A 13,805-nucleotide genomic window follows, 5' to 3' on the forward strand; every position below is an offset into this window, starting at 1 on the left:
AAAGTCTGAGAATGACGAAGGCGAAGTTAGGAAAGTGAATGAAGGCTATCGCAGCCTGTATCATCCTCGGGCTGCTTTTAGCTGCCATAGCCTTGCTGTTTACAGGCCACATTCTCTGGCTCATCCCCATAGGGATATTGCTGAGCGGCAGCCTTGAGAGGCTCTTCATTTGGCTATTCATCGACCCTGAATTTGGGAACCGCCAACGTCATCGCCTGATCCGAGGCGAGAAAGCTGCTCCGGATCAGAACAACCCTTCGATATAACCCTGGTCATTGAGGTAAATCCGCTCTGCCGACGGCGACTTCGGCAGACCGGGCATCGTCATGATCTCGCCGGTAATGACCACGACGAAACCGGCGCCGGCCGACAGGCGTACCTCGCGCACCGTTACGATATGCCCCTCGGGCGCACCGCGCAGGTTCGGATCGGTGGAGAAGGAATATTGCGTCTTCGCCATGCAGACCGGAAGGTTGCCGTAGCCCTGTTCCTCCCAGGCTGCGAGCTGGTCGCGTACGGCCTTGTCAGCCGTCACCTCGCCGGCGTGATAGATCTTCGAGGCGACGATCTCGATCTTTTCGAGCAGCGGCAGGTCGTCGCCGTAGAGCGGCTCGAACTTCGCCTGGCCGGATTCTGCAAGCTCCACAACCTTATAGGCGAGGTCCTCGATGCCTTCAGACCCTTCCGCCCAGTGACGGCAGAGGATGGCTTCCGCGCCGTGACGCGCGACGAAATCTTTGACGGCAGCAATTTCCGCATCTGTATCAGACGTGAAATGGTTGATCGCCACCACGACAGGCACGCCGAACCGGCGCACATTGGCGATATGGCGGCCAAGGTTGGAACAGCCGCGAACCAGCGCCTGAACATTCTCCGCGCCGAGATCGTCCTTCTTCACGCCACCGTTCATTTTCAGCGCCCGGACAGTCGCCACGATCACCGCAGCACTCGGCTTCAATCCTGCCTTCCGGCACTTGATGTTGAAGAATTTCTCCGCGCCGAGATCGGCCCCGAAACCCGCTTCCGTCACGACATATTCGCCGAGCTTCAGCGCCGTCTTCGTGGCAATCACCGAATTGCAGCCATGGGCGATATTGGCGAAAGGACCGCCGTGAACGAAGGCAGGATTGTTCTCCAGGGTCTGCACGAGGTTCGGCTGCATGGCGTCTTTCAGGAGCACGGCCATGGCCCCATCCGCCTTGAGATCGCGGGCATAAACCGGCGTCTTGTCGAAGCGATAGCCGATGATGATATCGCCAAGGCGACGTTCCAGATCCCTAAGATCAGTCGCAAGGCACAGGATTGCCATAACTTCGGAGGCGACGGTGATATCGAAGCCGTTCTGCCTCGGAAAACCATTGGACACGCCGCCGAGTGACGAGACCATGCTGCGCAGCGCCCGGTCGTTCATGTCCATCACCCGCCGCCATGTGATGCGACGCAGGTCGATATTCTCTTCGTTGCCCCAGTAGATGTGATTGTCGATCATCGCAGCGAGCAGATTGTGTGCCGAGGTGATCGCGTGGAAATCGCCCGTGAAATGCAGGTTGATGTCTTCCATCGGCACGACCTGGGCATATCCGCCACCTGCCGCCCCGCCCTTCACACCAAAGCAGGGACCAAGCGAGGCCTCGCGCACGCAGACGATCGCCTTCTTGCCGATGCGGTTCAGCCCGTCGCCGAGACCGACGGTGGTCGTCGTCTTGCCCTCGCCCGCCGGCGTTGGGTTGATGGCGGTAACAAGGATAAGCTTGCCATCCTTCTTGCCCTCTTGGGCGGCGATGAACTCGGCACTGATCTTCGCCTTGTCATGACCATAGGGAACAAGCTGTTCCGGGGGGATGCCAAGCGTGGCGCCGATTTCGAAGATCGGCTTCTTCGTCGCCGCACGCGCGATTTCGATATCGGATTTGATGGCAGCCATGGATCGTGTCCTCATTCTCTCAGCACAACGGACTCGGCGTTTATTTCAATCGGATAGCGAAATATCCCGAACCTGTGAATAGTGCTGCGCCTTGCAGTCCGCCTATTCCATTGTTTATTAGGGACCAACGATTCTAGGATTTACGGGGATAGACCATGAAATCACTCGAACTTCTGGTCGAGCGCATCATTCTTTCCAGCCGCTGGCTGCTGGTGGTCTTCTATATCGGCCTGGTGCTTGCGTTGGCCGTTTATGCCGTATCTTTCGCCTTCAAGTTCCTGAAGGTCGCAGGAAGCGTATTCGAACTCGGCGAGGCGGAAATGATCCTCGCCATGCTCGGGCTTATCGATGCGGCACTCGTCGCAAGCCTCATCGTCATGGTCATGATCTCCGGCTACGAGAATTTCGTCAGCCGCTTCGACGAGGCGGAAAAGGAAGGTGAAGTCTCCTTCCTCGGCAAGCTCGATTCCGGCAGCCTGAAGATCAAGGTCGCCTCCTCGATCGTCGCCATCTCCTCCATCCACCTGCTGCAGGTCTTCCTCAACGTCGATCAATATACCGACGGCAGGATCATGTGGCTGACCCTCATGCATCTCGCCTTCGTCGTCTCGGCGGTCATGCTCGGCTTCCTTGAGAAGCTGATGAGCGTGACCTCGAAGAATGATTTGAAGGACAAGGCGTAAGGCGGCATCAAGCCGAAAAAATCCGACGAATGATAGCGGCACAAAGCAAAGGCGCCGTATCGCGGCTGCGCATCTTTTCGGATATCGGCATCAATTGACCGTAGCCGCAACCGGAACAGTTTCCACACCGGATCTCCTGGGGCACCGAACGCTTTCCTTCGCGTTCGGTCCGCAGAAATGAAGGCCAGGCTCTTCATCGTAGGGGATCACACCGTCGATGATGTCAAGCTTGAGCGCCTGAGGTGGATATATATCGCCTCTCCCGAAAGACGGCGTTATCATCATCGTGTCGAATGTCTCGGGACTGATCCCCATCTCACTGAAATAGGCAATGAATTTTCCGCGCTCAGTCTCCGTAACCTTGCTCGCCGGCTGGCTGATGCCAAGAGCGGAAGTCCTTCCCACGAGCCGCGACGTTCCGCCCATAAAGGCGAGCGTGCAGCTCGAAAAACAGTACGCACCACCGGCAAAGACTTCCCCCTCGGTCGGCCCGCTTTTGGCCATGCTCGCGGTGCAACGCGGATCCTGCATCGGACAATTCGGCAAGCGCGTTCTACCAATTGACGTATCGAGGCCTGCAGCGCGGATCATACGCCCCATTGCGAAAGCTGCATCCTTGTCGCCACCAAAGGACTGAAAGACGACCGGCAACTTTCTGTCGCCGAGCGTCTTCAAGATTGCGTCCAGTTGAGCCGGTGTATCCGGCATGATGTCGCCATCCGCCGAGATCCACTGCGTGCACTCTTCCTGGCAATTACCGTTGTACATCAGGAGAAAGTCCATCGGATGGGTTTTAGGCGCAGGATAGCTTGGGTATACGGTCGCACGCTTCACGGGCACCTCTGCGACAGCCGCTTTGGGCGCCGGATGGCGATAGCATACGGCATCGGCCGCTGCATCCTGCGCGCAGAGCGGCATGCCGGGCCATTCGTTGTAAGCCAGCATATCCGTTAGCAGACCTGTCCGAAGTGCATCGGTGGGCGCGACCATCATCATGCTGTCGGGCGCGGCCCTCATCATCAGGTCAACGATGTCATCGCTGACTCCCATTTCTTTCAGATACGCCTTCAAAGTCGCGGTAGCTTTTTTGCCGAGCTTGGTGGAACTGCTCTGCCCGGTCACTTTGCGGCCAATCTCCTTGCGGGAAACTTCCTGCTTCTTCCCATTCACCATCTTATATTCGATGCGATAGGACACGCGCATCTTGTTGTAGACGGTCGTGATCTGATGAACGCCGATATAGGCCCATTGAGACGAAACTCGCGTCGTGCCCCCCGCCAAAGCCAGCGGGCACGCAGAAACGCAATATGCTCCATACGAATAGGTGGATCCAGCTGGAGCGCCATTCCGGGCGATGGCAGCAGCGCAACGCAGATCCTCAGGCGGGCAGCCCTCCAGCCGCGTACCACCGACCGCCGTTTCCAGCCCAGCCTTACGAATCATTCGTCCCATAGCATAGGCAGCGTTCACATCCCCACCTTCGGAACGGAACACGATCGGCAATTTCCGATTCCCGATCTTCTTGAGAATCTTTCTCATTTGGGCAGGTGTATCGGAAGTAATGCGCCCCTCTGCCGAAATCCATTCCGGGCAGGGTTGGTTGCAAACAGCACGGCGCACGATGATGAAGCTCATCGCTGGATGTTCCGACTGCTTCTGCTCTGCGGCCTGCAAAAGCGCAACCCCGATTGGGAGGCTAGAAAGAACTAAAGCAAGTATTATTCGAGAAAACAGATACTTTACGGAAAAGAAAATTGCAAAGCGCACGACCAGATCGCCTCAGTTGTATCTGATCATACGCTTACCAATTGGTTTGAACGGCAGCAAGCGGCGTTCCAAAGACTTGCTGCCGCTTCATTACTTTATTCGCCCATCGCGATCAGGCTGGCATTGCCTCCAGCCGCAGCGGTGTTTACCGAGATCACCTGTTCCAGCGCAAAACGCTGCAGATAGGCAGGGCCGCCAGCCTTGAAGCCGGTTCCGGAAAGGCCCGAGCCACCGAAAGGCTGAGTACCGACAACGGCGCCGATCATGTTGCGGTTGACATAGATGTTGCCGGTATCGAGCGCATCGGTGACGGTGCGGATCGTGGATTCGATGCGGCTGTGGACGCCAAGCGTCAGGCCATAGCCGGAGGCCTGGATATCCTGCAGCACCCTAGGCAATTCCTTCGCCTTCCATCTGACGATGTGCAGCACCGGCCCGAAGACCTCCTTGGTCAGCGCCGCTGGCTTGTCGAGCTCGATAATGTGCGGCGCGAAGAAGCTGCCACCATCCGGCGCCTTGCCGGCATAGCGCACCTTCTGCGTTTTCTGCATCTCGGCGATATGGGCTTCCAGCATCGCCTTCTGCTTCTCGTCGATGATCGGGCCGACATCGGTGGTTTCCAATGCGGGATCGCCGAGCTGCAGTTCGCGCGCAGCACCTTCGATCATCTGCGTCATGTGCTCAGCCACATCCTCCTGCAGGAAGAGCAGGCGCAGTGCGGAACAGCGCTGACCGGCCGAACGGAAGGCCGATAGGACCACGTCATCGGCCACCTGCTCGCCGAGCGCCGTCGCATCGACCACCATGGCGTTGAGACCACCGGTTTCGGCGATCAGCGGCACGATCGGACCATCCTTGGCAGCAAGCGCCCGGTTGATCGCCCATGCCGTCTTCGTTGAACCGGTGAAGGCGACGCCGGCAAGCGCTGCATGCGCGGTGATAGCGGCACCGACGTCGGGACCGCCAGGCACGAAGAGCAGCGCGTCTTCGGGCACGCCGGCCTTGTGGAACAGCTTGACGGCCTCATAGGCGATCAGCGGCGTCTGCGGTGCAGGCTTTGCGAGCACGGCGTTGCCGGAAACGAGTGCGGCCGAAACCTGCCCAAGGAAGATCGCCAGCGGGAAATTCCAGGGCGAGATGCAGGCAAAAACCCCGCGACCACGCCACAGGTACCGATTATCCTCTCCAGTCGGCCCCGGCATCTTGGTCGCGGTACCGAAAAGCCGGCGCGCCTCGCCGGCGTAATAGCGGCAGAAATCCACCGCCTCGCGTATTTCCGCAATGCCGTCGTCGAGCGTCTTGCCGGCTTCTGCGGCCAAAAGAACAAGCAGCCTGTCGCGATTTTCTTCCATAAGGTCGGCCATGCGCTCCAGCGCAGATGCACGTTCTTCGACCGAACGGCGCGACCATGCCTTGTAGCCTTTGGCGGCAGCGGCAAAGGCCTTGTCGATATCGGCAGCGGTGGCATTGCGAATCGAGCCGACGGTCTTGGAGCGATCGGACGGCGAAACGACTGGCGCTTCCAAACCGCTGGCAGCCACACCCGGAATGAGGGGCGCAGCCGCGATGGCGGGAAGCCCCTTCCGAATCGCCTCCATCAGCTTTTCAAGCGTCGCACGATGACCGAATTCCAGTCCGGCGCTGTTCTTGCGCTTGCCGTAAAGCTGCAGCGGCATAGGAATCTTGCTGTTGCGCGCGCTTGCTCCGACATCGAATTGCAGTTTGTCCGCCGGGCGTTCCAGCAATGCCTTGATCGGCACGTTCTTGTCGCCGGCCATCGCGACGAAGGAGGAATTGGCACCGTTTTCCAGAAGACGGCGGACGAGATAGGCGAGCAGATCACGGTAACCGCCAACAGGCGCATAGATCCGGCACGCGATCCGGTCGTTGGTATCAAGCAGATGATTGTAAAGGCTTTCGCCCATGCCATGCAGGCGCTGGAATTCGAAGCCGGAGCGATCATTGCCAGCGAGCTCCAGAATGGTGGAAACCGTCAGCGCATTATGGGTAGCGAACTGCGGGAAGATGCGCGCCCGCTTGGCAAGCATGTGCTGCGCGCAGGCGAGATAGGAAAGATCCGTCGCCTGCTTGCGCGTCCACACCGGATAATCGTCGAGCCCGCGTTCCTGCGCCCGCTTAACCTCGGTATCCCAGTAGGCGCCCTTGACGAGGCGCACCATCATGCGGCGGCCAAGCTTTGCGCAGAGTTCGTCAATATAATCGATCACGGCCACCGCGCGCTTCTGATAGGCCTGGATTGCCAAGCCAAAACCATCCCAGCCGGCAAGCGACGGATCGGAAAAGACTGCGGCGATTACGTCCAGCGACAGCTCCAGCCGGTCAGCCTCTTCGGCGTCGATGGTGAAATTGAGCTGATGTGCCTTGGCCATCTGCGCAAGCTTGAGGAGATCGGGCACCAGCTCCTTCATGACGCGGTCGCGATGGGTGGCGAGATAACGCGGATGCAGCGCCGAAAGCTTGACGGAAATACCCATGCGATCGGGCAGATCCTTGCCCTTGGCGTTCTTCGCCATCCAGCCGCCGATCGCTTCGATCGCCATGGCATAGGATTGCCAGTAACGTTTGGCATCTTCGGCCGTCCGTGCGCCCTCACCCAGCATGTCGAAGGAGTGGCGATAACCCTTCTCCTCGCTCTTGGCCGCGCGGTTGAGAGCGTCCTTGATGGTTTCGCCAAGCACGAAGTGATGGCCCAGGAAGCGCATGGCCTGTTTGGTGGCATTGCGAACGGTCGGCAGGCCCATGCGTTTGACGAGGCCGCGAAGCACGCCCTCGGGCGTCTCACCGGGACGGATGATGCGGGCTGAAACGCCGAGCGCCCAGGCGGATGCCGAGACAAACCAGCTATCGGCCTTGCCCTCATGCTCGCTCCAGCCGCCTTCCTTAAGCTTGTCCTCGATCAGCTTGTCCTGTGTCAGCGCGTCGGGCACGCGCAGCAGCGCTTCGGCAAGCACCATCAGCGCCAGACCCTCCTTGGTGGAAAGCCCGTATTCCCTGAGGAAATCCTCCACGCCGCCGATCGATCCCGAATTGCTGCGGATCGCCTCGATCATGCCGCCGGCACGCTTGTCGATAGCAACATCCTGGGAGGCCGAAAAGCGCAAGCCTTCGGCGAAACCATGCAGCAAGCGATCATCGTCACCGGCAAATGGAGCGTTGAACGGGGCAAAAGCCGTGGAAATCTGGGTCGGCATGAAGTGTTCTCCGTGATTTCGGCAACATAGCTGTTCATTCGCAGTGTTTTTCACTAAACTGAGGCCGACCAACACGATCTTCGCCTACCGACCGCCTGAAAGGCCGCGAAAAATGAAAGAGCTCGACCGTCTCGACCGCAAGATTCTCCGTGCGCTGCAGAAGGAAGGACGACTTTCCAACATAGAGCTCGCCGAACGCGTCAACCTGTCTCCCACGGCGACTGCCGAGCGCGTCAAGCGGCTAACCCGAGACGGTTATATCACGGGCTATATGGCAATCCTTTCGCCGGAAAAACTCGGCCGCAACCTCCTCGTTTTCGTACAGGTAAAACTTGACCGCACCACGCCTGACGTTTTCGATGCCTTTGCTGCGGCAGTAAAACGCAGCGACGACGTCATGGAATGTCATATGGTCGCGGGAGGCTTCGACTATCTTGTGAAGGCGCGCATGGCGGGGATGGAGGCTTATCGCCAATTCCTCTCCGAGGTGATTCTTTCCCTCCCCGGCGTACGCGAAACACATACCTATGCGGTCATGGAGGAGGTAAAAGGCACAGCCCTTCTACCCGTATAGCTCGAAAATCAACTTAAGCGCGTTTTTCAGCTGATTAATTTTTCACAAAATGAATTAATCAGCGTGTGCTAAGTCAATTAGGGCTAGCATGCAGGCGGATTTATGTATTTGATAGCGGTAACATGGGGACCTGCGGGGGCATATAATGTCTTACATGACTACCTCTGAAAGGCAGTCATTGCTATCGAGCGAACTGGCAGTGGCGCGCACGCGCGGCTTGTTCGCACAAGCGCTTGGAAGGGTGGCGGCAGCTTTCGGTTTTGAGCACGCCACTCTGCTGAACGCACCGACGATAGAAGATTTGCTGCTCAAGCCGCTGATCATCGAGAGCTCGCTGCCGGTTTCCTACATCAGGGATTTCGATCGCGCGCATATGCTGCGCGCCTGTCCTTTTGCCGCGCGCATGAGGGAATCAGCCGTACCGCAGGTATGGCATCTTAACGATCCCGGCCATGCCCAATCTTTCCCCGCCGGCACCAGAAACTTGATGCTCCAGCACGCTATGAGCGCCGGCATTGCCATGCCGATCAATTCGGCCGATGGACAGCGCCTCGTCTTCTGGTTCGGCGGCGAACGCGCATCCCTCGGCCAGAGCGAGATCAACGAACTCGCGATGATCGTTCTTCACGCCGTCGATACCTACAACAGCGTCAAGCGCAATGAGGAGAGCCCCCATAGCGCGCTCTCGGCCCGCGAGCTCGAGGTCGTGCGGTGGACGGCGCAGGGCAAGACCTCGATCGAGATTGGCCAGATCCTGGCGCTCTCGGATCACACGGTAAATGCCTATATGACGAACGCAATTAAAAAACTCGATTGCGTCAACCGCACCCAGTTGGTAGCAAAAGCCATCCGATTGAAGCTGATCAACTGAGGAATCAGAAGAGAATCAGCGCGTCATCCCAATTAGGGGGAAACCGTGCCTCTTCGTTTCGAACAGTCAGCCGTCGAACATCGGCTGCAATCCCGTGCCCACATCGGAATTACCGATGCCGAAGCGCTGACCATGTTCGCAGCCTACCGCCTCTTCGGCTTCTGGCGGATGAACCTCGAGACCGGGCATTTCTTCGCCAGCGAAGACGTACACCAGATCTTCGATCTTCCCTACAGCGAAGGTCCGGTCAACCTGACCGAACTCATGTCGCGCATCCATGAGGAAGACCGGCTGCTGATTGCCGAAACCTTCGAGCAGGCAAGCCTCTACCGGGTCGGCTTCCACTATGTCTATCGCGTCGACAACGGGCTCGGCGGCTACAAGATGGTGCGCTCCGTCGGCAAATTCCGCGACGACGCTAGCGGCGGCGGCATCGTAGGCATCACCTACGAATTCGTCGAGAAACTCCGCATCGTCGGCTTCGAGGACGGCGGCACGCCCCTTTAGCGGGTCGAGCTTTAGCCGCCAGGATACAGCGTTCCGGACGGCTTAGCGGTCGAGCACCGAGCGGATTTCGACCAGGTTCGACCGCACTCTCAGCATATAAAAGCCCATCGTGGCGAGATGGCTCGGCATGATCCAGCCATCCTCCCGGCCGTTGGAAATGATCGCCGGCTGGATGCGAAGTGCGGCCTGAAACTGTTTGGTCGTGCCCGCCCAGATTGCTCCGAGGTTCCGTTCTGCCACAACCTGAGAGAAGTCCGACTGCGCGGCCGACAGAATCGCGTAATAAGCGTAGAGCTGGCCATAGGCGAACCAGAACCGGTCGTCGGCCCGCGTGTCGAACCAGCCGCGATTATGGTTTTCCGAGCGCTCCGCCAGCATGTCGGAGGTGCTGCCGAGATCGTTGGCGATGCGGTCGATGAACTGCATCAGGTTATCGGCGCGACCGTCGAAAACTGCGTTGCAGGCGGCAAGATCAGCGTTGAACTTGCGCAAGTCTTTGATGGCCGTGCGATAATAGGCAGGCGTCGGCGTCTTCAGTCCGAAGGGATCGAGCCCGAAATACCAGCTGTGTTCATCGAACTGCAGATTGCCGCGCGCGGTCTGCAGATCGTTGTTGATACCCGACGTGCCGCGCACGCGCCCGAGCGTATCAACAAGCTCCGCCGAAGTTCGCCGGACCGCCTGGTTGATGCCGCGTTGGAAGGATGCCTTGTTGTCGAGGAAGGGCGTGTGATCCCAGTCCATGCCGAACAGGCCCATCTTGTAGAGCACCATCGACGATATCCAGGCATTCTGGTTGACGTTGAAATCCGTCAGATCGGCCGCGACATCGACGATCGCCGAGCGCTGGCAGGTCTTGGCAGCAGTCCCGTCCGCGGTCGGAATTTCCTGTCCTGCCGGCACCTTGCGATCAGAAAGGCGATACTGATCGACGAAATTCGTGTTGAAATTCGACCAGACCTGCGTCTGCCAGATAAAATAGCCGTAGAGGACGACGAGAAGTGCCAGAAACGCGATGATCGGCAGCCGGATCATCCAGGTCCGCCGCGCATACCATCCGTGCGCGGCCATGAACGGCCAGATGGCCCAGGCGGCAAAAAGGCGAACCCAGCGGCTGATCGTCTGGCCGATCAGTCTAAAAAAACCGGCAATCCGGTCAAGCATCGTCGTCTCCTGTCAGGCGGCGAAAACAGGGATATCCTTTCCATCCACATATGCGCTCAATCGCCCAAGTACAACAACAGACAAGGATATTTCGGCCAAACGGTGCGCGAGCCAGACACGACAGATCGGATACGCCTTCCCTCGCCGCCCCGTCAGGAGCGCAGTGAACGGAGGAATCCGAGGCCGAACATCGGAGATTTTCGCACCACATCGATCAGTGGCGCCTCCGAGGGCTTCTCGGCATAGGCGGGAAATTTCCGGGCAAATTCCTGGTCTGCACGGCTCTTTCGTTGGACCAGATCCTGAGGCACCAGCATGCCCTTCTCGAAAAGCGCAATGGATGCGGCGATATTAGGGAAAAGCTCCGGCTTGATCCTCACCTTCATGCCCGGACGATCGGTATCGACCTGTGCCTGATAGATGATGAGCCGCTCCTCGGTATCGACCGAAAGCTTTCGGATGAGAACGTTGCAGCCGGCGATACGGCCGTTCAGCCTGTCGACGAAGGCCTGGAACATGCCGATGAAGCGTTCGCGCCGCTGGCTCTCGTCGCGCATCGCATGTTCCTCGACGGAAATGCGCTCGGCCTCCGCCTTTAACGCCAGACGCTCCGCTTCCATCTGCTCCCAGTGCGCCTTGTTGCCATAGACGCCGATGCGCCCCTGCGTGTTTAATGCCTTGGCGTTGAGCTCCTTCATACGCATCCGCGCGATGTCGATCTTGTCGACAAGCCGCCGCCGGTGCTCGACAATGTCGATGAGGCTCAATTCGGCGCTCTTGTGACGCTCGACAAGGGACAGCCTCTGGCCTTTAAGCAGCGTCGCCAGCAGATCGGATTTCGTCAGAAGATCGAGCAGTTGTTCCACGACCGGCGCCTCGCGCACCCGCGCGCCATGCATGCGCCACATGCGCTGTCGGGAAAACCATCCGGCCATCTTTTCGCGCCGCGTCAGCCCGCGAAAACTGTCGAGATCGGCCGAAACCTTGGCCGTCAGCCGGTCGAGAGAGAAGACGAGTTCCGCAAGCAGCACATCGAGCGTGGCACTATCGTTTAAGAACGCCTGGAAGCGCGCATTCTGCTCCAGGAAAATCTCGTCGGATGAGCGCGACTCATCGCCATCGAACCCCTTGATGCAGGCGGAGCAATAATCGGCTTCGCCGGCCATGGCCTCGGCAAGGTCACGGGCAGCATCATACTGGCTATCGAAAGGCGGGCTTTTGCGCACCGGGCACTCCCAGGGAATCTGCGAATTCCAGATTATTCATTTGCCGCGCTAAAGAAAACAGGCGTCGATCCGTTCAGACCGGCTCGGCAATCCATTCGCCGTTCATTGCATCATCCCAATGGCGGCGACACAATGAAACATATTTCTCGTTCCCGCCGACATCGATCTGTGCGCCTTCGTGCAGCACCTTGCCCTCGGCATCGAGCCGCACGACCATGGTGGCCTTGCGCCCGCAATGGCAGATGGTACGCACCTCCCTCATCTCGTCGGCAATCGCCAGCAGCTCCTGCGAGGCCGGGAAGAGCTTACCCTGGAAATCCGTTCTCAGGCCGTAGACCATCACGGGAATGCCAAGCCTGTCGACGACGCGGGCAAGCTGCCAGATATGATCGCGCGTCATGAAATGCGCTTCGTCGACGAAGACGCAGGAGATCGCCTGTCCTTCACGGCTGAGTTTCCGGACCAGCACGTAGAGGTCACTGTCGCTTTCGAAAGGGATGGCCTCCGCTTCGAGCCCGATACGCGAACCGATGACGCCGCGCCCCACCCGATCGTCGAAGGCCGCGATCAAGAGAACCGTGCGCATGCCGCGCTCCTGGTAATTGTAGGAGGCCTGCAGCAGCATGGTCGACTTGCCGGCATTCATTGTCGAGTAGTTGAAATAGAGTTTTGCCATCGGATTCTCCTTATCTGGCTTCTTGAAAGCTGGAGAACGCAAAGAAAAGCCCCGACAAATCGATAATCACAGGAAATCCTGGCGGCGAAATCGCCAAAAGCCTTGAAATTCAAGCTTTCCCAAAAAACGCTGGGGCGTCGCAATCATATAGTCCGGAACGCCGCAAACGCGCCGAGATCGCTTGTAAAACTGGTCTATTGATGGTTGGCTTGGGAACGTAAGACTGGGAGTCTAAAATGAAAACAACAAGCGCATTCAAACTCGTTACCGCAACTGCAGTCGCAGCTCTCTCCGTTGCGACCGCCGCCTTCTCTGCAGACCCTGAAAGCTGCTCCACCGTCCATCTTTCGGACATCGGCTGGACGGACGTCACTTCTACTACGGCGACCGCCTCCCTGCTCCTCAAGAAGCTCGGCTATGAGACCGACATCAAGGTTCTCTCCTTGCCGGTCACCTATACCTCGATGAAGAACAAGGACATCGACGTCTTCCTCGGCAACTGGATGCAGTCCCAGAAGGCGGATATCCAGCCCTACCTCGACGACAAATCGGTCGAATCCTACGGTCCGAACCTCGTCGGCGCCAAGTACACGCTGGCGACCAATGCCAAGGGCGCCGAACTCGGCATCAAGGACTTCAAGGATATCGCTGCTCACAAGAGCGATCTCGACGGCAAGATCTACGGCATCGAGCCCGGCAATGACGGCAACCGCCACGTCATCGACATGATCGACAAGAACACCTTCGGCATGAAGGAGATGGAACTGGTCGAATCCTCCGAGCAGGGCATGCTGGCGCAGGTCGCCCGCGCCGAGAAGGATGGCAAACCCATCGTCTTCCTCGGCTGGGAACCGCACCCGATGAACACCAACTTCAAGATGACCTATCTGTCGGGTGGCGACGACACCTTCGGGCCGAATTTCGGCGGCGCCGAAGTCTATACCAACGTGCGTGCCGGCTATCTCGGTGAGTGCCCGAACGTCGGGACGTTGGTCAAGAATCTGAAGTTCTCCCTGAAGATGGAGAACGAGATCATGAACAAGATCCTGAACGACGGCGAGGAACCGGAAAAGGCAGCGGGCGAATGGCTGAAGGCCAATCCGTCCACCGTCGAACCCTGGCTTGCCGGTGTCAAGACGCGTGACGGCAGCAGCGATGGCCTCGCAGCCGTCAAGTCCGGCCTCGGCCTCTGATGAAATGA

Annotated in this window: 12 protein-coding genes; 6 read left to right on the top strand and 6 right to left on the bottom strand. The window is 58.5% G+C overall.

Annotated features, from left to right (window positions below; all coding sequences use genetic code 11):
• Positions 1-38 precede the first annotated feature (38 nt).
• Positions 39-266 (top strand): hypothetical protein, encoded by a 228-nt coding sequence (locus PMI11_RS29035; RefSeq protein ID WP_007824516.1) that lies wholly within the window; start codon positions 39-41, stop codon positions 264-266.
• On the opposite strand, the gene PMI11_RS29040 is transcribed toward PMI11_RS29035, so the two are convergent.
• Complete coding sequence (locus PMI11_RS29040) at positions 245-1,924, bottom strand: formate--tetrahydrofolate ligase (RefSeq protein ID WP_007824517.1); 1,680 nt, start codon at positions 1,922-1,924, stop codon at positions 245-247. The two genes, PMI11_RS29035 and PMI11_RS29040, sit on opposite strands and share 22 nt — an antisense overlap.
• Before the next feature lie 155 nt (positions 1,925-2,079).
• Here PMI11_RS29040 and PMI11_RS29045 point away from each other — a divergent pair, with 155 nt between their 5' ends.
• Positions 2,080-2,607, top strand: coding sequence for a TIGR00645 family protein (locus PMI11_RS29045; RefSeq protein ID WP_007824518.1), 528 nt, complete (start codon positions 2,080-2,082; stop codon positions 2,605-2,607).
• A gap of 90 nt (positions 2,608-2,697) precedes the next feature.
• Here the strand turns inward: PMI11_RS29045 and PMI11_RS29050 are convergent, their stop codons facing one another.
• Together PMI11_RS29050 and putA are read right to left on the bottom strand one after the other, a co-directional pair.
• Entirely contained in the window at positions 2,698-4,374 is a 1,677-nt protein-coding gene (locus PMI11_RS29050; protein ID WP_007824520.1) for a hypothetical protein, read from the bottom strand.
• Positions 4,375-4,469: 95 nt separating this feature from the next.
• Positions 4,470-7,586 carry a bifunctional proline dehydrogenase/L-glutamate gamma-semialdehyde dehydrogenase PutA gene (gene putA, locus PMI11_RS29055; RefSeq protein ID WP_007824521.1) on the bottom strand — a complete coding sequence of 1,039 codons (3,117 nt, stop codon included), beginning with the start codon at positions 7,584-7,586 and terminating at the stop codon, positions 4,470-4,472.
• A gap of 112 nt (positions 7,587-7,698) precedes the next feature.
• Between putA and PMI11_RS29060 the strand changes: the two genes are divergently transcribed.
• The 3 genes from PMI11_RS29060 (at position 7,699) to PMI11_RS29070 (ending at position 9,538) form a co-directional block, all read left to right on the top strand.
• On the top strand, positions 7,699-8,160 hold the full coding sequence (locus tag PMI11_RS29060) for an Lrp/AsnC ligand binding domain-containing protein (RefSeq protein WP_007824522.1): 462 nt from the start codon (positions 7,699-7,701) through the stop codon (positions 8,158-8,160).
• Positions 8,161-8,305: 145 nt separating this feature from the next.
• The gene (locus PMI11_RS29065) at positions 8,306-9,031 is read left to right on the top strand and encodes a helix-turn-helix transcriptional regulator (RefSeq protein WP_007824523.1); all 726 of its coding nucleotides are present in this window, start codon (positions 8,306-8,308) and stop codon (positions 9,029-9,031) included.
• Positions 9,032-9,076: 45 nt separating this feature from the next.
• Positions 9,077-9,538, top strand: coding sequence for a hypothetical protein (locus PMI11_RS29070; RefSeq protein ID WP_007824524.1), 462 nt, complete (start codon positions 9,077-9,079; stop codon positions 9,536-9,538).
• 42 nt (positions 9,539-9,580) lie between these two features.
• Here PMI11_RS29070 and PMI11_RS29075 read toward each other — a convergent pair whose 3' ends face one another.
• The 3 genes from PMI11_RS29075 to PMI11_RS29085 form a co-directional block, all read right to left on the bottom strand.
• Positions 9,581-10,702 (bottom strand): DUF2333 family protein, encoded by a 1,122-nt coding sequence (locus PMI11_RS29075; protein WP_007824525.1) that lies wholly within the window; start codon positions 10,700-10,702, stop codon positions 9,581-9,583.
• A gap of 152 nt (positions 10,703-10,854) precedes the next feature.
• Entirely contained in the window at positions 10,855-11,928 is a 1,074-nt protein-coding gene (locus tag PMI11_RS29080) for a hypothetical protein (protein ID WP_007824526.1), read from the bottom strand.
• Between the two features lie 73 nt (positions 11,929-12,001).
• On the bottom strand, positions 12,002-12,604 hold the full coding sequence (locus PMI11_RS29085; RefSeq protein ID WP_007824527.1) for a thymidine kinase: 603 nt from the start codon (positions 12,602-12,604) through the stop codon (positions 12,002-12,004).
• A 236-nt stretch (positions 12,605-12,840) separates the two neighbouring features.
• Between PMI11_RS29085 and PMI11_RS29090 the strand changes: the two genes are divergently transcribed.
• The gene (locus PMI11_RS29090) at positions 12,841-13,797 is read left to right on the top strand and encodes a choline ABC transporter substrate-binding protein (RefSeq protein WP_007824529.1); all 957 of its coding nucleotides are present in this window, start codon (positions 12,841-12,843) and stop codon (positions 13,795-13,797) included.
• Positions 13,798-13,805: the final 8 nt, after the last annotated feature.

Origin of the sequence: Rhizobium sp. CF142, assembly GCF_000281145.1 — a bacterium.
Classification (GTDB): domain Bacteria; phylum Pseudomonadota; class Alphaproteobacteria; order Rhizobiales; family Rhizobiaceae; genus Rhizobium.